Origin of the sequence: Roseobacter sp. TSBP12, assembly GCF_009129705.1 — a bacterium.
Classification (GTDB): Bacteria; Pseudomonadota; Alphaproteobacteria; order Rhodobacterales; family Rhodobacteraceae; genus Celeribacter; species Celeribacter baekdonensis_A.
The window spans coordinates 22321-43108 of the sequence record NZ_PYIB01000044.1; the positions used below are offsets into that span (position 1 = coordinate 22321).

The window sequence follows — 20788 nt, forward strand, 5'->3', positions numbered from 1 at the left end:
TGTAAAAGGGCGTGGTTGCCAGAGGGTGGCGAAGTCTCGCCACAGGCGACGTAGAGAGGCCTGCCACGTCTCACACGCGACAGGCCGAAATGTTGGGTTTGTCTTATTTCAATTATCTTTGAAGCATAACTCGGGGCACATGTGCCCGATATGTGCATGTTGGCGTTGCGCTACATTTTTACGCGTGCCTCAGAAACCTTCGTTACGGGCGCAATAAAACCTTGCCTTTATGGCTCGGAATCAGGGCGGATTTGACCGCGTTCTGGATTTTTCCAAGCGGGAAAATCGCTTCTGTGTCGAGGGTTAATTTGCCCTGCGCGGCCAATGACATCAGCCCTACAATGAGAGTGCGACGCTTTTCTGGGTCCATCTTTTCGATGACTTTCGCGCCCCAAAATCCCTTGATCGTGATGTGTTTGGTGATCAGCGTCCCGGACGACAGTTTGAGCGGCGCGCCTGTTGCGGTGCCGAAAGTGACCAAAAGCCCCTCCCATCCGAGCAAGGCGGTGAGGTCTTCGGCCAAAGCGCCGCCGACGGAGTCGATGGCCGCGTGCGCACCCATGTCGCGGATAAGCGCCTTGGCTTTGGCGATCCAATCCGCGTTATCAGTGGAGCGGGGAGGGTTTGGTGCGGGAGTGATCAGATACTCAGATACCATGTGCGCAAACGCGTGCCGGGTATGAAAAGGGGCGCACCGAAGCACGCCCCAAAGGATCAAGCCATGTAGCTGTATTACCCGGCGTCGGTGTATTTCACCGTTTTGACATCCGCGTCAGGCGCGGATTTTTCGCGGCGCACCAACAGGCGGTTGAGCGCGTTGACATAGGCCTTGGCCGAGGCCACCACCGTGTCGGTGTCCGCCGATTGCCCGGTGACGATTTTGCCATCTTCCTCCAAACGCACGGACACGGTCGCCTGCGCGTCCGTCCCCTCGGTCACGGCATGCACTTGATAGAGTTGCAGCCGCGCGGTGGTCGGAAACAGCTCTTTGATCGCCTTGAACGTGGCATCGACCGGGCCGTCGCCTTCACAGGTTTTCTGATGCTCGACGCCGTCGATTTCCAAAATCAGATCGGCGGATTGCGGGGCTTGCGTGCCACAGATCACGCGCAGGAATTTCACCTTGATCCGTTCGTTTTGCTCGGCCGCACCAGAGTCGCGCAAGAGCGCGATCAGGTCGTCGTCAAACACTTCTTTCTTGCGATCTGCGAGGTCTTTGAAGCGCACAAACACGTCTTTGAGTTGGTTGTCCGCCAGCGCAAACCCCATCTCATCGAGCTTGGCGCGCAGTGCCGCACGGCCCGAATGTTTGCCCAAAGGCAGCGACGTTCCCGCCAGGCCGACGTCCTGCGGGCGCATGATTTCAAAGGTTTCTTTGTTTTTCAGCATCCCGTCCTGGTGGATGCCGCTCTCATGGGCAAAGGCGTTTTTGCCGACGATGGCCTTGTTATATTGCACCGGGAAGCCCGACACCTGCGACACGCGGCGCGAGATGTTCATGATCTTGGTGGTGTCGATCCTGGTGCTGTAGGGCATGACGTCGTTGCGCACTTTCAATGCCATGACGACCTCTTCAAGTGCTGTGTTGCCCGCCCGTTCGCCCAAGCCGTTGATGGTACATTCGATCTGACGCGCCCCGGCCTCCACGGCGGCCAGCGCGTTGGCGGTCGCCATGCCCAGATCGTTGTGGCAATGGGTGGCAAAGATGATTTCATCCGCGCCCGGCACACGTTGCAACAGCATTTTGATGATGTCGGAGCTTTCGCGCGGGATGGTGTAGCCGACTGTGTCGGGAATGTTGATCGTGGTTGCCCCGGCCTTGATCGCGATTTCTACGACGCGGCAGAGATAATCATGCTCGGTGCGGATCGCATCCATCGGAGACCATTGCACATCGTCGGTCAGATTGCGGGCATGGGTCACGGTGTCGTGGATTTTATTGGCCATCTCATCCATGGTGAGCGCGGTGATGTCGCGGTGCAAGGGCGAGGTGCCGATAAAGGTGTGAATGCGACCACGCGGCGCGTGTTTCACCGCCTCCCAGCAGCGATCAATGTCATTCGTGCTGGCGCGCGCCAAACCACAGATCACCGAATTTTTCGCGTTCAGTGCAATGTCGCGCACCGCCTCAAAGTCGCCCTCAGAGGCAATCGGGAACCCGGCTTCGATGATGTCGACGCCCATTTCATCAAGCAGGCCAGCGATCTCGACCTTCTCATTGTGGCTCATTGTGGCTCCGGGGCTTTGTTCGCCGTCGCGCAGGGTCGTGTCGAAGATCAGGACGTGATCCTGTTTGGAAGTCTGGGTCATTTTGAAATCTTTCTCATAGTCCTCAACGCGTTTTGCGAAAAACCTAGCGCACAGATTTTTGTAAAACGCCGTTCAACATTGCAATGTTGCAGCCCTTTTACACATAATCCGTGTCTCAAATGAATGGCAAAAGGCTTTAGCTGCGTGATCCGGCGCATTTGGTCACCTCTGAGCCTCGCGCCGAAGGCACGCTCAGAGGCAGCTAAGAAGAAGGAGGCCACGACGAAAGCCCGCGCAAAGGCGCAGGGGCTGGGCAGCGATCGCTAAAAGGATATGTGCCTGGTTCGTCATGGGGCGACTATACGCGCCAATGCGGCGTTGAAAACCCCAAAATTGGCTTTTCACTGAATTCAAGTTTATGAATATCAATGCATACAAATCCCGATTGCGCAAAGACTCAGATCAAGTCGGTTCTCTTTAATCGGTGGTATACTGAACCAAAGACCGGGCCCGCGCCCGGATCAAAGCGTTGCGGGAAAACACAAAGGGGAGAAGATTATGGCGCATATCGTTGTACTCGGAGCAGGCCTTGGGGGGACCATTCAGGCCTATGAATTGAAAGAAACCGTGGGGCCGAACGACACAATCACGGTGATTTCCAACAAAAGTTATTTTCAATTTACGCCGTCAAACCCCTGGGCGGGTGTGGGTTGGCGCAAAAAGAAAGACCTGATCATCGAGCTTGAGCCGGTGATGAGAAAGCGCGGCATCGCGTTTATCTGTGATGGCGCTAAAAAGCTGATCCCGCAGGAAAACAAGATCATTTTGGACAGCGGAAAAGAAGTCACCTACGACTACCTTGTCTTGGCCACGGGTCCCGATCTGGCCTTTGACGAGATCGAGGGCTTTGGTCCCAAAGGCTTCACCCATTCCGTCTGTCATGTCGAACATGCCGAAGTGTCGGGCGACGGTTGGGATGCGTTTTGTGCCAATCCCGGTCCGATTGTCGTCGGCGCGGTTCAGGGTGCGTCCTGTTTTGGTCCGGCCTATGAATATGCCATGACCATCGACACCGATCTGCGCCGCCGCAAGGTCCGCGATCAGGTGCCGATGACCTTTGTCACGCCTGAACCCTATATCGGCCACCTTGGCCTTGGCGGGGTGGGCGACACCAAAGGGATGCTCGAATCCATCATGCGCGAACGCTCGATCCGCTGGATCACCAACGCCAAGGTGAACCGGTTTGAAGAGGGCAAAGTGTTCGTGACAGAACATGACGAGGACGGCAAACCGAAGAAAGAGCATGAATTGCCCTTCAGCTATTCGATGCTTTTGCCCGCCTTCCGGGGCATCCCGGCGCTGATGGGGATCGATGGGTTGGTCAACCCGCGCGGCTTTGTTATCGTTGATGAATTTCAGCGCAACCCGACGTTTCCGAACATCTTCGGCATCGGCGTGTGCATCGCGATTGCCCCGAAAGAGCCGACCGCCGTGCCGACAGGCGTACCAAAAACCGGGTTCATGATCGAATCCATGGTCACCGCCACCGCTCATAACATCCCGCTGGTGATGGCAGGCAAAGAGCCGCAAAAACTCGCGACATGGAACGCGCTGTGTCTGGCCGATTTTGGCGATGGCGGGGCGGCATTTTTGGCCATGCCGCAAAACCCACCGCGCAACGTCAACTGGGCGGCGTCTGGCAAATGGGTGCATTGGGCCAAGCTGGGCTTTGAATGGTACTTCATGCGCAAAGTTCGCAAAGGCGTCTCCGAGCCGTTCTATGAGCGGATGGTGATGAAAATGCTGAAAGTGAACAAGCTCAAGAACTGAAACTTGTGCTCTGTTAAGACCGGCCCCTTCCGATCCGCATCGGGAGGGGTTTTCTTTTGGCCAAGCCGCGCCATCTTTAACGCATGTTTAAAAATGCACTCATTCTGGGGGCCTCGGGCGGGATTGGCGGCGCGTTGGTCGCCGCACTCACCGAAAAAGGCACAAACGTCACCGCCCTCTCGCGCAGTCGCGATGGGTTTGATGTCACCGATCCGGCCTCTGTTACGGGTCATCTTGGGGCTCTCAAAGGCCCGTTTGACCTGATCATCCTAGCAACAGGAAAACTCGATGGGGCAGGGCTGCCGCCCGAGAAATCTCTGAAAGCGCTCAGTGCCGAGGCCATGGTGGATCAATTCGCCACCAATGCCATCGGTCCGGCATTGGTGCTGCGCGAACTGCCGCGGCTTTTGCCAAAGGACGCGCCCTCGACAGTGGCCATCTTGACCGCACGGGTCGGATCGATTTCCGACAATCATCTGGGCGGTTGGTACAGTTATCGTGCGGCGAAAGCGGCGGCGAACCAAGTGATCCGCACTGCCGCGATCGAGATTGCGCGCAGCTATAAACAGGCCTGTTTGATTGCCTATCACCCCGGCACCGTGGCCTCCGATTTCACCAAAGACTATGCCCGTGATAAGCTCCCGCCCGAGGCGGCAGCGGCGCATTGCCTTTGCCTGATGTCCCGCCTGAGTGCGGCTCAAACGGGACGGTTTTATGACTGGAAGGGCGACGAAGTGCTTGGTGAGTTACTCAGACGCAGGCGTTTCCGCTGGGGTGTCCTCGGTGTCAGGCGTGGTGGCGGGCGTGTCCGCAGACACCAAAGCGCCATCGACCCAATCGCCCGAAACGGTGCGGCCATCGGCATAGGTGATCGTGCCGCGCCCGTTGGATTTTCCGGCCACAAACAGCCCCTCATAGACATCGCCATTGGCATAGGTCGCCACACCGCGCCCCTGAATTTCACCGCCCGCCCATTCGCCGGTATAGGTGAACCCTGAGGGCATGGTGATCGTGCCCATGCCGTCGCGTTTGCCGGCCACGTAATCGCCCTCATAGACCGTGCCGTCGGCATAGGTGGCGCGGCCTTTGCCTTGGCGCTGACCCTCGACCCAATCGCCCTCATACACAAAGCCATCGACATAGGTCATTTTGCCGGTGCCGTGGTTTTGCGCGTTCTTGAATGTGCCCTCATAGACAAGCCCATTGGCATAGCGCGCCACACCGTCGCCGTCGATCACGCCATATTGCCACTGACCCTCATAGGTGGTGCCATTGGGATAGGTGATCTTGCCGGTGCCGTGCGAGAGGTCATCGAGGAAATCTCCAACGTAAACAGAGCCATCCGGGTAGGTCACCTGACCCTTGCCTTCAATGCGCCCGTCGATCCATTGGCCGGTGTAAAGATAGCCGTCCGAGCCGGTGAAAACGCCCTGGCCGTGGCGTTTGTCATCGTCGAAATCGCCCTCATAGACATCGCCATTGGCATAGGTCACGCGGCCTTTGCCCTGACGTTTGCCAGCAACCAGATTGCCGACGTAGACATCGCCATTGGGCTGGGTGACCGTGCCGGTGCCATTGCATTGGTTTTCAACCCAGTCGCAATCCAGAATCAGCCCGTCTTGGGTGGTCAAAACGCCTTTGCCATGGCGGGTGTCGCGCGACATTTCACCCTCATAGGTGGCGCCTTCGGGATAGGCGATTTTGCCCCGGCCTTCTTTGGCACCATTGACCCAGCCGCCCTCATAGACATAGCCGGAGGGGCTTTCCATCCGGCCCTGACCATGCAGCTTTGCGGCCAAAAATCCGCCCTCGTATTTCACGCCATTGGCATAGACCGCCACGCCTGATCCCGTGGCCTCGCCATTGACCCAATCACCCTCATAGGTGCCGCCATCGGCATAGGTGATTTTGCCAAACCCATGCGGTTTGCCTTTCTCGAACGCCCCCTCATAGACCGATCCGTCGGTGAACCGCGCGATGCCCTGACCTTTGATTTCGCCCTTCACCCATTCGCCGGTGTACTCATAGCCATTGGGCAGGCGGTAGGTGCCAACGCCATCTTGTTGGCCATCGGTAAAGGTGCCCTCATAGACGCCGCCCTCGTCAAATTGGTGGGTGACCACTTTGCCATTGTCCTGAGCGAGAGCCGTCATGGGACTCCATAGGGGCATCCATGCCACCAAAGCCATCAGACTTGTCAGGCCCATCCGGGGGCGCGCGAAACGCTTGCGTGTCACTATGTTGTCCTCATCCCAGTCATGCTGGTCCGTCATATGGGTGGTGGTCCATGGGCCGATCGCCGCACAGCCCTGCGCGCCAAGCCGTTTACTTCAACTCTCGCCGCGCGGTCACGCGCAGCCTAAGGATAAGCGCGGGCCTCTTCAAATGTTTTTGCCCCAATCGGCTTTCCCTTGCCGGTCTTTCTGCTAAACCCAAGGGCAAGGCCAGCGGGTCCGGCCCAAAGGCATGGCCCAACGGTACGCAGAGACAGGACCTGTGAGCATGACCGAGACATTCCGCCTGAGCATGGCGCAACTCAATCCCACCGTGGGCGCGATCGCCGCCAATGCCGAGAAAGTGCGCACCGCTTATGCCGAGGCCAAAGCCGCCAAGGCGGATATGATCGCTTTTCCCGAACTGTTCCTGATCGGCTATCAGCCGCAGGATTTGGTGATGAAACCGATCCTTGTGAACACGGCCATGGCGATGATGGAAGAGCTTGCGGCGCTGACGTTGGATGGCCCGGCCATTGGTCTCGGCGCGCCATATGCTTACGGTGATGCGCTTTATAATGGCTATTGGATTCTGGCGGAGGGCCGGGTCAAACAAGTCCTGCGCAAACATCACTTGCCGAATTTTAATGTATTTGACGAAAAGCGCCTGTTTGCCGAAGGTCCGATTGAGGGACCTTACGCGATCAACCTGTTGCGGATCGGTTCGCCGATTTGCGAAGACGCCTGGCACGAAGATGTGGCCGAGGCGCAGGTTGAAAGCGGGGCGCAAATCCTACTGGTGCCCAATGGGTCGCCGTATTTTCGCAACAAATTCGATGTGCGCCTGACCCATATGGTGTCGCGCGTCACCGAGAACGATGTGCCTCTGGTCTATCTCAACATGGTTGGCGGGCAGGATGATCAGGTCTTTGACGGCGGCTCTTTCGTGCTCAACCGGCATGGTCGCCCGGCGCATATCCTGCCGGTGTTCGATGAATGCCTCCGCCATGTCGATTTCACCCTGACCGACGGGAAATGGGTCGCCGAGGAGGGTGAGATTGCCCATCACCCCGACGCGTGGGAGCAAGATTACCGGGTCATGGTCGAGGCCCTGCGCGATTACCTTGGCAAGACCGGGTTTAAAAAGGTGATTTTGGGCCTGTCCGGCGGGATTGACAGCGCGATTGTTGCCACCATCGCCACGGATGCCATCGGTGCCGAAAACGTTCATTGCGTGATGCTGCCGTCCGAATACACCTCGCAAGGCTCGCTTGAGGATGCCAAAGACATCGCCACGCGGCTGGGCTGTCGCTATGATTTTGTGCCAATCAAGGCGGGGCGGGACGCGATCACCGACACGCTTGCGCCGATCTTTGGCGATCTGCCGTTTGACACCACAGAAGAGAACATCCAATCGCGCCTGCGTGGTCTGTTGCTGATGGCGATGTCCAATAAATTCGGCTCTATGTTGTTGACGACAGGTAATAAATCCGAGGTCGCTGTGGGCTATTGCACGATTTATGGCGACATGAACGGCGGCTATAACCCGATCAAAGACCTCTACAAAACCCGCGTCTTCGAGCAATGCCGTTGGCGCAATGCCAATCACCGTCCGTGGATGAAAGGCCCCGAAGGCGAGGTCATCCCGGTGGCGATCATCGACAAACCGCCCTCGGCCGAGCTGCGCCCCGATCAGCGCGATGACGACAGCCTGCCGCCCTATGAGGTCTTGGACGCGATCCTCGAAGGGCTGGTGGATCATGAGGAATCGGTGGCCGATCTGGTGGCCAAAGGCTATGCGCGCGAGACGGTGAAGCGGGTCGAGCATCTGCTCTATATTTCCGAGTATAAACGCTTTCAATCCGCCCCCGGTCCGCGCCTGACGCTCAAGGCGTTTTGGCTTGATCGCCGCTATCCGATTGCCAATGGCTGGCGTGATCCGAGTTAAACCGTTTCGACGAAAACCTGAGACAGGTTTGAATGGAAACGTCGTGCCACATATCAAGGGTGCGCGCGGTGGGGTCAAAACCGGTGAAGAAGGATTTTTGCCCCGCCGCTTTAAGGCGGATTAAGGCTTTACGCCCACCGCCTCAACGCCTATGACCGCGACTTTCTGATTGAGGAGCGCGTCATGGATCTCACCGTTGGTCTCGATTTCGGCACGTCCAACTCCGCCGTCGGCGTGGCGGTGAATGGGCAGCTTGGCTGGTCGAACTGGAACCCGGTGAAAAGACTTTGCCGACGGCGGTGTTTTTTGATCCGAAAGGCGGGATGCGGCTTGGCTCTGCCGCCAACCGCGCGCTGATTGACGGCGAAGAGGGGCGCTATATGCGGGCACTCAAATCCGTTCTGGGCACGCCTTTGTTGCGCGAAACCCGGCCCATTGGCGGCAAAAGGCAAAGCCTTTTGGATGTAATCGCGCTGTTCCTGCGTGACTTGCGTGTGCGCACCGAAGATCAACTGCGCAACCCGGTCACTGGTGTGGTCTCTGGCCGGCCGGTGCATTTCCATTCCCGCGATGCCGCGATGGACGCACAGGCCGAACGCGACCTGCGCGAGGCCTATACGATGGCCGGATTTTCCGATATTCGCTTTCTGCCCGAACCCGAAGCGGCGGCGCTTTCTGCACGCGATTTGGCCGCGGGAGAGATCGGTTTGGTGGTGGACATCGGTGGCGGTACGTCCGATTTCACTCTGTTTCGCAAAGCGAATGGCCGCGCCGAGGTCCTCGCCTCCCACGGCATCCGTCTGGGTGGCACGCATTTCGACCGTGCGCTCAGCCTGCGCCACGCCATGCCCTTGCTCGGTGCCGGGACCGAGGTGCGCCGCGCCTTGGCAGAGGGGCGTTTGCCCGTGCCCGCCAGCCTGTTCAACGATCTGGCGACTTGGCAGAAAATCCCGTTTCTCTACACCCGTGACACCCTGTCTCTGGCCCGCGATCTGGCCCGTCACGCGGTTGAACCGGAAAAATTGGTGCGTTTGATCGAGGTGCTTGAGGCCGAGCTCGGCCATGACATCGCCTTTGCCGTGGAAGCGGCCAAGATCGGTGCCAATGGCGGCAAGGATGCGGCCGTGAACCTGTCTTTGGTGGAAAAGGGCCTGTCTGCGCCCTTAACACCTGCCGATTTGGCGGTCTGTTTGGCGGGCAACCGGGCCGAGCTGTCCGAGGCGATCCGAGATACACTCGCACTTGCGGGGCTTGCCCCTGACGCCATTGGTGCGGTGGTTTACGTTGGCGGATCTAGCCTGATGGATGTGGTGGCGCGCGCGACCGAGGAGGTGCTGCCACAGGCGCGGGCCTTGCGTGGCGAGGCCTTCACCGCCGTGATCGACGGGCTGGCCTTGGCCTCATCCGAGGCGCGGCAAGGCGCTTAAACCTCGACCAAGACACAGCCGGGCAAAAGCCGCGCCACATCCTGCGCTGAACAGAGCTGCGTGCCCGCCGTCAGCACAGCAGCCGAGGCCGCAGCCGTGCCAAAACAGAGCGCCTGTTGGAACGTATCGCCCCGCGTCAGGGCCATGGAAAACGCCCCGACAAAACTGTCGCCCGCGCCCACGGCAGAGACCACGTCAGCCGGATCAATGGCGCGCGAGGCGTGCCAGCGGCCTGTGGCATTGGCCAAGGTCGACCCGTCCGATCCGCGCGCCACGATGACATTTTCGGCCACGCCGCGCTCGACCAGGGCCTGCGCGAAATCGGCGGTGTCTGTGCGGGTCGGCAAGGCGCGCCCGGCGAGGTCTTCGGCCTCCACATCATCCATTCGCAACACATAGGGATTGGCCGGATGTTTGACCAATTCATGCAAGGGTGCCCCCGAGGTGTCGACAAAAAGCTGAATGCCATGGGCCGAGAGGCGCCGGGAGAGGCGTGCGGTATAATCTATCGGCACGCCGGGAGGTTGCGAGCCGGACAGCACCACGATCCCGTCAACGGTGGCCGCGGCGGCGATGGCATTGAGCGATTCGTCCACCATGTCGTGGTTCCAATAGGGGCCGGGCATGACAAAGCGGTATTGTTCGCCGGTAGATTGGTCGGTGATCGCCATGGATTGCCGGGTATCGCCGCCGGAGACCGAAAAGGCGGTAAAGCGCACGCGTTCTTCGGCCAAAAGCCGCAACAAAAGCGCCCCTGTTTCGCCACCAACAGCAGTGAACGCCGTGCTTTCCCCGCCCAAAAACCGGATCGCGCGCGACACATTGATGCCGCCGCCGCCGGGGTCCGCCTCAGGAGTTGTGCAGCGCAATTTGGGGCCGGGGGTCACAGAGGCGGCACTGGTGGACAGGTCCACAGTCGGGTTGAGTGTGATCGTGAGGATCTGTGCCATCTGCGTCTCCAATTCTGGGTGAGTCACATTTTACATCACTCTAGGCGTGGTAGCGTTAACATCTTTGATGCAGGTCACGAACAACGATTTTTCATCAATTTTTTCGCAAGCTGCGCGCAACAATTAAGCGGAAAGTAATCTGTGGACGTCAGAAAGCAACGAGACGTGCAATGCATGTTCGAGTTTTAATTTTTAGGGAGATGCAAATGGTTCCTGCTGCAACTGACCCGCGCTGGCAGCGCGTTTTGACCTCGGATGGTGATCTTTCAAGCGCCAGCCTCGCCACAAAAATTCTGATCACGCGCCTGCGGCGCGAGGTGCGCAATGCCCCCGCCGCAATTCAGGAAAAGATTGGCGAACTGCGTGCCTATTTTGAGAAAAACGCCTTTGCCCAAGCCGATTTTGCGGCATTTTGAGAGGATAACGACATGAAGAACTCCATGATGTCTGTGGCAGATGCCACGCGTAAAATCAATGAGGGTGCGGTGCTGCTTTTGGCGGGATCGCAAGAGGCTTTGTCGCAACTGCCGAAAGGCAAATGGATTGGTGGCACCTCGGTTTATTTCGTAACCGAAGAGGGCGGTAAAGTGGATCGCGAAAATGTCTTCGTGACCGAACTTGATCAAGCCACCGATGCGCGCGCCGTGATCTATGCCGGGGATGATCTCGCCAACCTGTCGATGAACCGCTTTGACAACGGCTTGTCGATGATCTTGATCCCGGCCTTCTCACAGGCGCATTCGGAATTTGCCATCAAGGGCGCGGAATTTCCGGGGGTTTTCGACCAGCCGCTTTTGGGCTGGATCACCGGTGTGCATCTGGATGATCTTGGTTCCACCACGCCAAAAATCTTTGACGGCGCAACCGGCGCGTCCTTTGAAGAGGGGGCTGCGGTGCTTCACGTCGAAATGCCTGCGGGCTACGTCGCAGACATTGGTATTCTGAACCTGTTCCAACCCGATACAGAGGCGGATCTCATCACCTTCTCCGAGAACGGTTTCGGTGCAAAAACCGCGTCTGTGAATGGCGAGATCGTTGATTTTGCGGCCTATTTGACGCAAAAAGGCATCGACACGAAATTGCCTTTGGTGGCCAATTACGCTGGCGCTATGGTCAATGTGTCGTTCCAGTCGGTGGATGCAGAAAACGGCGTGGCCTTTTATGCGCCGGTTGTCGCCGGGGCGGAATATCACATTGCCAAGCCGACGGGCGACTATGCGGCCAGTTTCGCTGCAAAAGTTGAAGGCGACGGGGCCAATGAATTGTCCTGCAACTGTATCCTCAATTATCTCTATGGTGAGCTTGAGGGCAAAAGCACGGGCACGTTTACCGGCCCTGCGACCTTTGGTGAGATCGCCTATATCCTGCTCAATCAAACGATGGTGCGCGTCGGCGTTCAGCCTTTGGTACAAAGCGCCGTGGCCTGAATTTATTCCAACAATGGCCGCAGAAGCATCTGCGGCCATTGTTGGCCTGAAATTCGTTGGGGGTCAGCCCTCGATCATGGTCTGATAGGACGCCGGGACATAGTCAAACCCACCATCGCGGGCGGCGACATAGCCAAGCGCCGGGAACGGCATGTGATATCCAATGAAGGGCACGCGATCCGTGGCCATCATGTCCAACATGTTGCGCCGGGTTTGTGCGGCCATGGATTTGTCGGTGTCATAGAGCACCTCCCAATCCGGGTGGGCCAATGAATAGACATAGTGGTTGGCGAAATCGGCGCCCAAAATCAGGCGTTCACCTTCGCTCTCGACGTGAAAGGCCAAATGGCCCGGTGTGTGGCCAAAGGCTTCCATTGCGGTGATGCCGGAGGCCACCGCAGAACCTTCTTTCATCAGGTCGAATTGATCTTGGATTGGGCGGATTTTGGCCTCAAACCCGTCGTTGCCGGACATGTCCCAATGGTCCATTTCAACCTCACCTGTGGAATAGCTGGCATTGGCAAAGGTCGGCGCGCCCTCATAGATGCCGCCAATATGGTCGCCATGCATATGGGTGATCACCACGCGGTCGATTTGATCGGCGGTGTAACCCGCCGCCTCAATCGCGGCAATTGTGCCTGCGGGCGATAGACCGGTGTCAAACAAGATCACCTCTGAGCCGGTGTTGATTAATGTGGGCGTAAAAAAGAACTGCGCCGCATCTGTTGGGATGAAATTGGCCTTCGAGGCGGCCGCAAACTCTTCGTCACTGGCGTTGAGACCAAAGATTTTATGGGGATCTGGCACGGTGCGGGTCCCGGCCAACAAGGTGGTGACTTCGAACGCGCCCAGTTTAAAGCGACGATAGGGGGCCAGGCTTGCACCCATCATCGGCGCATCGGCACGGGCAGAAAAGGGCAAGGCAGAGGCCAAGGGCGTGGCAGCGGCGGCCAAAAGCAGATGGCGGCGAGACAGATAGGGTGTGGTCGTCATGTGCGTCCTCCCGGAACAGGTTTCTCGTGTTGGAAACGGGTTTCGTGAAGGCAAAGATAGCACGGTTTGGGCAAAGCCAAACATGAGATCACGCGGTCGTGAGCGGGGCGTCAGTCCCATTCCCACCATTTGTCTATCGAAGCGATGTCCTCGTCCGACCAGCCAAAATGATGCGCCAATTCATGCACGGTCACATGGGCCACCATTTGCTGCAACGTCACATTGCCACGCGCCGCCCATTCATCCAAAATCGGACGGCGAAACAGCCAAATCGTGTCCGGCGCCGTCGCCTGATCCATGGTCGATTTTTCGGTCATCGGGATTCCGGTGTAAAGCCCGGTCAATTCAAACGGGTCCTCGATACCAATTTCTGCCAACAAATCCTCGGGCGCGAAATCCATCACCGCCAGGCCCAATTGCACGGCCAGCACTTTGAACGCGGGCGGCAGGGCGGCCATGGTGGCGCGGGCGATGTCTTCGATCTGATCAAGGTCGGGGGCAATGGCCGCAAGCGGGGGCAGGGATGGCACGTCTGTCATGGGGCTTTCCTTTGCGGCTTTCTCACATCTGAACACAGGTTGCGATATGGACTCTTTGCCTGCGATATGAAAGAGGAAGCGCAACAGGAGTTCGAAAATGATCGTCACACGTTTCGCCCCGTCTCCCACGGGTTTCATCCATGTCGGCAACCTGCGCACAGCGTTGTTCAACTACCTCATCACGCGCAAGGCCGGGGGGCAGTTTATCCTGCGTCTCGACGACACGGATCAGGAGCGGTCGAAACAGGAATATGCCGATGGGATTCAAGAGGATCTCGAATGGCTGGGCTTCACTTGGGATCGCTTTGAAAAGCAATCCGAGCGCATTGAGCGCTATGAAGAGGCGGCGCAGGAATTGCGCGATAAGGGGCGGTTTTACGAGGCGTTTGAAACGCCGACCGAACTGGATCTGAAGCGCAAGAAATTGCTCAATATGGGCAAGCCGCCTGTTTATGATCGCACCGCACTGACCCTGTCCGATGAGGAAAAAGCCAAACTGCGCGCTGAGCGCGGCAATGGCCATTGGCGGTTTAAGCTGATCCAAGAGCGGATCAACTGGGCCGATGGCATCCTTGGCGATATTTCTATTGATGCGGGCTCGGTCTCCGATCCGGTGCTGATCCGCGGCGACGGGCAGTTTCTCTACACGCTGGCCTCCGTCTGTGATGACGTCGATTTTGGCGTCACCCATATCGTGCGCGGCTCGGATCACGTCACCAACACCGCAACGCAAATTCAGATCATCGAAGCCTTGGGTGGCACTGTGCCGAGCTTTGCTCACCATTCGCTTTTGACGGGGCCGCAAGGCGAGGCGCTGTCCAAACGTCTTGGTACGCTGAGTCTGCGCGACCTGCGTGCGCAAGGTGTTGAACCGATGGCGCTTTTGTCGCTGATGGCGCGGATTGGATCGAGCCAGCCGGTTGAGGTGCGCACGTCCATGGACGAGCTGATCGAGGGCTTTGATCTCTCGACCTTTGGCTCTGCGCCGACGAAATTCGACGTGCAGGACCTGTTCGCCCTGACCGCCCAAGTCAATCACGCCCGTCCTTTTGCGGATGTGGCCGACGAGGTGGCCGCCCTTGGCGTGCCTGCTGAGATTGCCGAACCGTTCTGGACCGTGGTGCGCGAAAACATCACCGTCAAAGCCGATATGAAAGGGTGGTGGGAGCTGTTCCGCGATGGCGCGACGCCGCTGATCTCTGACGAGGACAAGGATTTCATCCCCGCCGCCTATGCGCTTTTGCCGGAACCGCCCTACACCAGCGAGACATGGAAAGAGTGGACCAGCGCCGTCAAAGACGCGACAGGGCGTAAGGGCAAGGGCCTGTTCATGCCGCTGCGCAAGGCGGTGACGGGCATGGAACGCGGGCCGGACATGTCCCATGTCATGCCGTTGATGCAGAAAAAGCCAACGCTTTAAACGCTGCTTTTGAGAAAGACAAACCGCCGCCGGGAGAACCGCGCGGCGGTTTTTTCATGTCGTGTTTCCGATAGGAACTTCCCCTCTTGCGCCGAATCCACGGCTCGCATATCGTCGCGTTCAATCGCACGTTGGGAGAACGGGAGACTCGCAGGTCAAACCCGTACCGAAGGAGCAACCGCCCCGGTAAACTCTCAGGTAAACGGACCTTCGTGCGCGCAAAACTCTGGAGAGAGGTGCCTGTTTGCAAAGAGGGCATCCGCCGAAGGGATAACGATCTCAGGCGCACAAGACAGAGGGGGCATCGGGCGGGCGTAGACCCGTCAAGGTGCCGGGCGTCATCGACCCTTCGGCTTTATCTTAGGCGCAGACCCTTAGGCGCAATGGCGCAAGGAGACGGAACAGATGAGTGAGATGACGGGGCTCAAACGGACACCGCTTTATGATTTTCATGTCGAGCAGGGCGGCAAAATGGTGCCCTTCGCGGGCTATGACATGCCGGTGCAATATCCGCTGGGCGTGATGAAAGAACATCTGCACACGCGGGCTGAGGCGGGGCTTTTTGATGTCTCACATATGGGGCAGGTGATGTTGACCTCGCCTGAGGGCATCGAGGCGCTGGGTTTGGCGCTTGAGACGCTGGCGCCTGTCGATGTTTTGGCGGTGAAGCCGGGGCGGCAACGCTATGGCGTGTTCACCAATGACGCGGGTGGTATTTTGGATGATCTGATGATTTCCAATACCGGAGACGCGTTGTTCCTTGTGGTCAATGCCGCCTGTAAACAGCAAGACATCGCCCATCTGATCACCCATCTGCCCGGCCATGTCACTGTGACAGAGATCACAAATCGTGCACTTTTGGCGCTGCAAGGCCCGAAAGCCGAAGCTGTTCTTGCACAAATCGTGCCGCAGGTGGCTGAAATGCGGTTCATGGACTCGCTGCGCATTGCTGTGGGCGGTTCCGAGTGGTGGATTTCACGCTCGGGCTACACTGGCGAAGACGGGTTTGAGATTTCTGTGCCAGCGGGTGAGGCGGTCGATTTTGCAAAGACATTGGTCGCGATGGATGCGGTCGAACTCATCGGTCTTGGCGCGCGCGACAGCCTGCGACTTGAGGCCGGGCTGTGTCTCTATGGTCATGACATCGACAGCACCACCTCACCGGTCGAGGGCAATATCGCTTGGGCGATGCAAAAGACGCGCCGTTCCGGGGGCGCACGCGCGGGCGGTTTCCCCGGCGCGGATCGCATCCTGTCTGAACTGCACAACGGCGCGGAGCGCAAGCGCGTCGGGCTTTTGCCGCAAGGCCGTGCGCCGATGCGCGAAGGCACGCCGTTGTTTGCCACCAGTGAGAGCGCGGATCAGATCGGTGTGATCACCTCGGGAGGCTTCGGCCCCTCGGTGGAACGCCCCATCGCAATGGGCTACCTGCCCGCAGAGTTCACAAAAATCGGCACCGAAATCTATGCGGAATTGCGCGGCAAACGGCTGCCCGTTACGGTCGCGGATATGCCGTTCCGGCCTTCCACTTACAAACGCTAAATTGATCAAAGGGACACTCCCACATGGCACTTGAAACCAAATTCACCGAAGAACACGAATGGCTGCGCATCGAGGACGATTTGGTCGTCGTCGGCATCACCGAACATGCCGCCACGCAATTGGGCGATGTCGTGTTCATCGAACTGCCGGATGAGGGCACCGTGGTGTCGAAAGACGACGAAGTGGTGGTGATCGAGTCCGTGAAAGCGGCCTCCGATATTCTCGCGCCTTTGGACGGCGAGATCGTTGAGGTCAACGAAGCGCTGGCCAATGATCCGGGCAAGGTGAACGAAGACCCTCTGGGCGACGCTTGGTTTTTCAAGATGAAGATCGAAGACCTGTCTGAGCTCGACGACTACATGTCCGAAGCTGAATACAAAACCTATATCGGCTGAGGAGCATCAGGCGTGGCCTATACCCCATCGACGTACAATCCCTATGATTTTGCCAACCGCCGTCACATCGGCCCCTCTCCCGAAGAGATGGATGCGATGTTGGCAGTGATCGGCGCGCCCTCTTTGGATGCGTTGATTGACGAAACCGTGCCCATGGGCATTCGGCAGATGGAGCCCTTAAACTGGGCGCCGATGACCGAACATGAGGTTCTGGGTCACATCCGCAAAGTGGCGAAAAAGAACGTGGTCATGACCTCGCTCATCGGTCAGGGGTTTTATGGGACGGTCACGCCGCCCGCCATTCAGCGCAATATCTTGGAAAATCCGGCATGGTATACGGCCTATACGCCCTACCAGCCGGAGATCGCGCAGGGGCGTCTTGAGGCGTTGTTGAATTTCCAGACCATGGTCTCCGACATGACCGGACTGCCGGTCGCCAACGCGTCTTTGTTGGACGAAGCCACCGCCTGTGCCGAGGCGATGACCATGGCGCAGCGTGTGTCGAAATCGAAAATGACGCGGTTCTTTGTCGATGAAAACTGCCATCCGCAAAACATCGCGGTGATGCAGACCCGCGCCGCGCCTTTGGGCATCGAGATCGTTATGGGGGACCCGCGCGATCTGGACGCGGCCAAAGTCTTTGGCGCGATTTTTCAATATCCGGGCACCTATGGTGAGGTCACGGATTTTACGCCACAGATCGCAGCCCTGCATGAGGTCAAAGCCGTGGCGATCATGGCGACCGATTTGATGGCGCTGACGTTGCTCAAAGACCCCGGCGCAATGGACGCCGATATTGCCGTCGGCTCGGCGCAACGCTTTGGTGTTCCGATGGGGTTTGGTGGCCCGCACGCGGCCTTTATGTCCTGCAAGGACGAGATGAAACGTGCCATGCCGGGGCGGATTGTTGGCGTCTCTGTCGACGCCGCAGGCAACCGTGCCTATCGCCTGTCGCTTCAGACCCGCGAACAACATATCCGGCGTGAAAAGGCGACCTCCAACGTCTGTACCGCACAGGCTTTGCTCGCCGTTATGGCCTCGTTTTATGCGGTGTTTCATGGCCCTGCGGGCCTGCGTGCCATTGGCGAAATGATCCATTTCAACGCGGTGCGTCTGGCCGAAGGCCTCAAATCCGCCGGTTTCAAAATCGCCCCTGCGGCGTTTTATGACACGTTCACGGTGGAGGTCGGCGCGATGCAGGGTGTGATCCTGCGTTCGGCGATGGCCGAGGGGATCAACCTGCGCAAGGTCGGCACGGATAAGATCGGCATTTCGGTCGACGAGCTGACCTCGCCCGAAATCATCGCCCAGGTCTGGCGCGCCTTTGGCTCTGACGCCGAGGTGCCGGGCGGCTTTCCGGGGCTTGGGGTCCCGGAAAAAATGCTGCGCAAAAGCAGTTACTTGAGCCATCCGATTTTCGGGATGAACCGAGCCGAAGGCGAAATGATGCGCTATATGCGGCGTTTGGCGGATCGGGATTTGGCGCTCGATCGCGCGATGATCCCGCTGGGCTCTTGCACGATGAAACTCAACGCCGCGGTCGAAATGATGCCGATCACATGGCCGGAATTCAACGCGATCCACCCCTTTGCCCCCGAAGATCAATCCGAAGGCTATGCCTTTATGATCAAAGACTTGGCGGACAAACTGTGCGACATCACCGGCTATGACGCCATGTCGATGCAGCCGAATTCCGGCGCGCAGGGCGAATATGCCGGGCTGTTGACGATTATGGCCTATCACCGTGCCAACGGGCAGGGCGGGCGCAACATTTGCCTCATTCCGATGTCGGCGCATGGCACCAACCCGGCCTCGGCCCAGATGGTCGGTCTCAAGGTGGTGGTGGTGAACACGGCGGCCAATGGCGATATTGATCTTGAGGATTTCCGCGCCAAAGCCGAAGCGGCGGGGGACAAACTGGCCGCCTGTATGATCACCTATCCCTCGACCCATGGCGTGTTCGAGGAGACAGTGAAGGAGGTCTGCCAGATCACCCATGATCACGGCGGACAGGTCTATCTCGATGGCGCGAACCTCAATGCGTTGGTGGGCTTGGCCAAACCCGGCGACATTGGTTCGGACGTCAGCCACCTCAACCTGCATAAGACCTTTTGTATCCCGCATGGCGGCGGTGGGCCGGGCATGGGGCCGATTGGGGTCAAGGCGCATTTGGAACGGTTCTTGCCGGGTCATCCTGAGACCGGTGGCGAGACCGGTCCGGTGTCGGCCGCACCTTATGGCTCGGCCTCGATCCTGCCGATCTCATGGGCGTACTGCATGCTCATGGGGGGGGCGGGCCTGACGCAGGCGACCAAGGTGGCGATCCTAAACGCCAACTATATCGCCGCGCGTCTGGATGCGGCGTTTCCGGTGCTCTACAAGGGCAAACAGGGGCGCGTGGCGCATGAATGTATCGTCGATCCGCGGGGGTTCGAAAAGCCGACAGGCGTGACCGTGGATGACATTGCCAAGCGTCTGGTCGACAGTGGATTTCACGCGCCGACCATGTCGTTCCCGGTGCCCGGCACGCTGATGATCGAACCGACCGAGTCAGAGACCAAAGCCGAGTTGGATCGGTTTTGTGAGGCGATGCTGTCGATCCGTTCCGAGATTGCCCAGATCGAAAACGGTGAACTGCCGCAGGACAACAACCCGCTCAAACATGCGCCGCATACGGTCAATGATCTGGTTGCTGAATGGGATCGTCCCTATTCGCGTGAACAGGGCTGTTTCCCGCCGGGATCGTTCCGGGTCGACAAATATTGGCCGCCTGTGGGCCGGGTCGACAACGCCTATGGCGACCGCAATCTGATCTGTCTCTGCCCGCCGCCGGAGCATTATATCGAAGCGGCAGAATGATCATTTGCGCCGCGGGAGGTCGTCCAGATCAAAGGACACCCCCTGCGGCGCGAGCCAGGCGTTAAAGCGGGCGATTTTTTCGTCCAATGAACAGGTCTTTGCCTGTGGTTCCATCTCTTTGGCATAGGTGTCACGCAATTGTGCCTGAACCTCGGGCGGCAGGGTTTTGAACGGTGTCATTTTGACCTCTTGAACAGGGCAGGGGCAGGGTACATATATTCCTTAACTGGAATGTGAAAAGCCCGAATATGAAAAGGAGGCCATCATGGCCGCGACTTTGCAAAAAGATGCCGTCAAACTCGCCTGTGCCACCTGTGGTCAGGTCAACCGTGTGCCAACCGACAAACTCAGCGCCGGGCCGAAATGCGGCACCTGTGGCGAGCCGTTGATGTCCGGCAAAGTGGCGGAGCTGGACCCGAAGGGGCTGACAGCGCTGTCGAAAAAGGACGACCTGCCGGTCTTGGTGGATTTCTGGGCGCCGTGGTGCGGCCCCTGCCGGATGATGGCGCCAGAATTTGCGAAAGCGGCGCAGGAGCTGAAAGGCCGTGCGCGTTTTGCCAAGATCAACACTGAGGAGCACCCGAAAGTGTCGATGCAAAACGGCATCCGGGGGATTCCGGCGCTGATCCTGTACCAAGGCGGCCAAGAGGTGGCGCGCATTGCAGGTGCCCGTCCGGCGCGTGATATTGTGGCCTTTGTGGTGGAAAACGGCAAACTGCCCGCCTGATATCTGGCGCGATGGGCGTGACAGTCTGGCGCAGAACCCTCTCCCATGCCCGTCTTGACTTTGGCGTCGGAGAGGGACAAAAATCGCGCCATATGGGGTTGTAGCTCAGTTGGGAGAGCGCGTCGTTCGCAATGACGAGGTCGTCGGTTCGATCCCGATCAACTCCACCAAAATCTCAGTTTGTCATTGTCATTGGACCATAAGAGTGCATTTTTGGAGCATAAACGTGCATCTCAGTGTCAAGAAAATTCTGAAACACAAGATATAG

The 20788-nt window shown here is 58.3% G+C and carries 18 protein-coding genes, 1 tRNA gene and 2 riboswitches; of the genes, 12 read left to right on the top strand and 7 right to left on the bottom strand.

The window, feature by feature from the left end; all coding sequences use genetic code 11:
* Window positions 1-202: 202 nt before the first annotated feature.
* A complete protein-coding gene (locus C8029_RS13145) occupies window positions 203-658 on the bottom strand; it encodes a zinc-binding dehydrogenase (protein ID WP_009573876.1) in 456 nt (151 codons plus the stop codon).
* Between the two features lie 74 nt (window positions 659-732).
* The gene (locus C8029_RS13150; RefSeq protein WP_009573875.1) at window positions 733-2310 is read right to left on the bottom strand and encodes a 2-isopropylmalate synthase; all 1578 of its coding nucleotides are present in this window, start codon (window positions 2308-2310) and stop codon (window positions 733-735) included.
* Window positions 2311-2808: 498 nt separating this feature from the next.
* Here C8029_RS13150 and C8029_RS13155 point away from each other — a divergent pair, with 498 nt between their 5' ends.
* Window positions 2809-4080 (top strand): NAD(P)/FAD-dependent oxidoreductase, encoded by a 1272-nt coding sequence (locus C8029_RS13155; RefSeq protein ID WP_152003064.1) that lies wholly within the window; start codon window positions 2809-2811, stop codon window positions 4078-4080.
* 746 nt (window positions 4081-4826) lie between these two features.
* On the opposite strand, the gene C8029_RS13165 is transcribed toward C8029_RS13155, so the two are convergent.
* Window positions 4827-6287 (bottom strand): MORN repeat-containing protein, encoded by a 1461-nt coding sequence (locus C8029_RS13165; protein ID WP_193217653.1) that lies wholly within the window; start codon window positions 6285-6287, stop codon window positions 4827-4829.
* A gap of 295 nt (window positions 6288-6582) precedes the next feature.
* On the opposite strand from C8029_RS13165, the gene C8029_RS13170 reads away from it, so the two are divergent.
* From C8029_RS13170 to C8029_RS13175, 3 genes are all read left to right on the top strand, one after another.
* Window positions 6583-8241, top strand: coding sequence for an NAD+ synthase (locus C8029_RS13170; protein WP_009573871.1), 1659 nt, complete (start codon window positions 6583-6585; stop codon window positions 8239-8241).
* Between the two features lie 183 nt (window positions 8242-8424).
* Complete coding sequence (locus C8029_RS22985) at window positions 8425-8598, top strand: hypothetical protein (RefSeq protein ID WP_353617604.1); 174 nt, start codon at window positions 8425-8427, stop codon at window positions 8596-8598.
* The gene (locus C8029_RS13175) at window positions 8541-9668 is read left to right on the top strand and encodes an Hsp70 family protein (protein ID WP_353617605.1); all 1128 of its coding nucleotides are present in this window, start codon (window positions 8541-8543) and stop codon (window positions 9666-9668) included. The genes C8029_RS22985 and C8029_RS13175 overlap by 58 nt, the downstream gene beginning before the upstream one ends.
* Here the strand turns inward: C8029_RS13175 and C8029_RS13180 are convergent.
* The gene (locus C8029_RS13180) at window positions 9665-10618 is read right to left on the bottom strand and encodes a 1-phosphofructokinase family hexose kinase (protein ID WP_009573869.1); all 954 of its coding nucleotides are present in this window, start codon (window positions 10616-10618) and stop codon (window positions 9665-9667) included. The genes C8029_RS13175 and C8029_RS13180 overlap by 4 nt on opposite strands.
* Window positions 10619-10824: 206 nt before the next feature.
* On the opposite strand from C8029_RS13180, the gene C8029_RS13185 reads away from it, so the two are divergent.
* Both C8029_RS13185 and C8029_RS13190 read left to right on the top strand, forming a co-directional pair.
* On the top strand, window positions 10825-11034 hold the full coding sequence (locus tag C8029_RS13185) for a hypothetical protein (protein WP_009573868.1): 210 nt from the start codon (window positions 10825-10827) through the stop codon (window positions 11032-11034).
* A 12-nt stretch (window positions 11035-11046) separates the two neighbouring features.
* Window positions 11047-12045 carry a DUF6976 family protein gene (locus C8029_RS13190; RefSeq protein ID WP_009573867.1) on the top strand — a complete coding sequence of 333 codons (999 nt, stop codon included), beginning with the start codon at window positions 11047-11049 and terminating at the stop codon, window positions 12043-12045.
* A gap of 63 nt (window positions 12046-12108) precedes the next feature.
* Here C8029_RS13190 and C8029_RS13195 read toward each other — a convergent pair whose 3' ends face one another.
* Window positions 12109-13038 (bottom strand): MBL fold metallo-hydrolase, encoded by a 930-nt coding sequence (locus C8029_RS13195; protein WP_009573866.1) that lies wholly within the window; start codon window positions 13036-13038, stop codon window positions 12109-12111.
* Between the two features lie 110 nt (window positions 13039-13148).
* Window positions 13149-13577, bottom strand: a complete 429-nt coding sequence (locus tag C8029_RS13200) for a metallopeptidase family protein (RefSeq protein WP_009573865.1) — start codon at window positions 13575-13577, stop codon at window positions 13149-13151.
* Window positions 13578-13674: 97 nt separating this feature from the next.
* Between C8029_RS13200 and gltX the strand changes: the two genes are divergently transcribed.
* The 4 genes from gltX (at window position 13675) to gcvP (ending at window position 19793) form a co-directional block, all read left to right on the top strand.
* Window positions 13675-14997: a glutamate--tRNA ligase gene (gene gltX, locus C8029_RS13205; protein WP_009573864.1), complete on the top strand. Its 1323-nt coding sequence runs from the start codon at window positions 13675-13677 to the stop codon at window positions 14995-14997.
* A gap of 127 nt (window positions 14998-15124) precedes the next feature.
* A riboswitch (glycine riboswitch) is annotated at window positions 15125-15212 on the top strand.
* A gap of 1 nt (window position 15213) precedes the next feature.
* Window positions 15214-15303, top strand: a riboswitch (glycine riboswitch).
* A gap of 108 nt (window positions 15304-15411) precedes the next feature.
* Window positions 15412-16539, top strand: a complete 1128-nt coding sequence (gene gcvT, locus C8029_RS13210; RefSeq protein ID WP_040403005.1) for a glycine cleavage system aminomethyltransferase GcvT — start codon at window positions 15412-15414, stop codon at window positions 16537-16539.
* Between the two features lie 23 nt (window positions 16540-16562).
* Window positions 16563-16934, top strand: a complete 372-nt coding sequence (gcvH, locus tag C8029_RS13215) for a glycine cleavage system protein GcvH (RefSeq protein ID WP_009573862.1) — start codon at window positions 16563-16565, stop codon at window positions 16932-16934.
* Between the two features lie 12 nt (window positions 16935-16946).
* Window positions 16947-19793, top strand: a complete 2847-nt coding sequence (gene gcvP, locus C8029_RS13220; RefSeq protein WP_152003065.1) for an aminomethyl-transferring glycine dehydrogenase — start codon at window positions 16947-16949, stop codon at window positions 19791-19793.
* Here the strand turns inward: gcvP and C8029_RS13225 are convergent, their stop codons facing one another.
* A complete protein-coding gene (locus C8029_RS13225) occupies window positions 19794-19973 on the bottom strand; it encodes a hypothetical protein (protein ID WP_009573860.1) in 180 nt (59 codons plus the stop codon).
* Between the two features lie 85 nt (window positions 19974-20058).
* Between C8029_RS13225 and trxC the strand changes: the two genes are divergently transcribed.
* Window positions 20059-20520, top strand: coding sequence for a thioredoxin TrxC (gene trxC, locus C8029_RS13230; RefSeq protein ID WP_009573859.1), 462 nt, complete (start codon window positions 20059-20061; stop codon window positions 20518-20520).
* A 94-nt stretch (window positions 20521-20614) separates the two neighbouring features.
* A tRNA-Ala gene (locus C8029_RS13235) sits at window positions 20615-20690 on the top strand.
* Window positions 20691-20788: the final 98 nt, after the last annotated feature.

What these genes read in the sequence shown, in the direction of transcription:
- C8029_RS22985 (WP_353617604.1), top strand. Translation starts at nt 8,425, where the DNA reads ATGGATCTCACCGTTGGTCTCGATTTCGGCACGTCCAACTCCGCCGTC.
- C8029_RS13155 (WP_152003064.1), top strand. Translation starts at nt 2,809, where the DNA reads ATGGCGCATATCGTTGTACTCGGAGCAGGCCTTGGGGGGACCATTCAG.
- C8029_RS13200 (WP_009573865.1), bottom strand. Translation starts at nt 13,577, where the DNA reads ATGACAGACGTGCCATCCCTGCCCCCGCTTGCGGCCATTGCCCCCGAC.
- C8029_RS13225 (WP_009573860.1), bottom strand. Translation starts at nt 19,973, where the DNA reads ATGACACCGTTCAAAACCCTGCCGCCCGAGGTTCAGGCACAATTGCGT.
- C8029_RS13195 (WP_009573866.1), bottom strand. Translation starts at nt 13,038, where the DNA reads ATGACGACCACACCCTATCTGTCTCGCCGCCATCTGCTTTTGGCCGCC.
- C8029_RS13150 (WP_009573875.1), bottom strand. Translation starts at nt 2,310, where the DNA reads ATGACCCAGACTTCCAAACAGGATCACGTCCTGATCTTCGACACGACC.
- gcvH (WP_009573862.1), top strand. Translation starts at nt 16,563, where the DNA reads ATGGCACTTGAAACCAAATTCACCGAAGAACACGAATGGCTGCGCATC.
- C8029_RS13180 (WP_009573869.1), bottom strand. Translation starts at nt 10,618, where the DNA reads ATGGCACAGATCCTCACGATCACACTCAACCCGACTGTGGACCTGTCC.
- C8029_RS13185 (WP_009573868.1), top strand. Translation starts at nt 10,825, where the DNA reads ATGGTTCCTGCTGCAACTGACCCGCGCTGGCAGCGCGTTTTGACCTCG.
- trxC (WP_009573859.1), top strand. Translation starts at nt 20,059, where the DNA reads ATGGCCGCGACTTTGCAAAAAGATGCCGTCAAACTCGCCTGTGCCACC.
- gltX (WP_009573864.1), top strand. Translation starts at nt 13,675, where the DNA reads ATGATCGTCACACGTTTCGCCCCGTCTCCCACGGGTTTCATCCATGTC.
- gcvT (WP_040403005.1), top strand. Translation starts at nt 15,412, where the DNA reads ATGACGGGGCTCAAACGGACACCGCTTTATGATTTTCATGTCGAGCAG.
- C8029_RS13170 (WP_009573871.1), top strand. Translation starts at nt 6,583, where the DNA reads ATGACCGAGACATTCCGCCTGAGCATGGCGCAACTCAATCCCACCGTG.
- C8029_RS13165 (WP_193217653.1), bottom strand. Translation starts at nt 6,287, where the DNA reads ATGGGCCTGACAAGTCTGATGGCTTTGGTGGCATGGATGCCCCTATGG.
- C8029_RS13145 (WP_009573876.1), bottom strand. Translation starts at nt 658, where the DNA reads ATGGTATCTGAGTATCTGATCACTCCCGCACCAAACCCTCCCCGCTCC.
- C8029_RS13190 (WP_009573867.1), top strand. Translation starts at nt 11,047, where the DNA reads ATGAAGAACTCCATGATGTCTGTGGCAGATGCCACGCGTAAAATCAAT.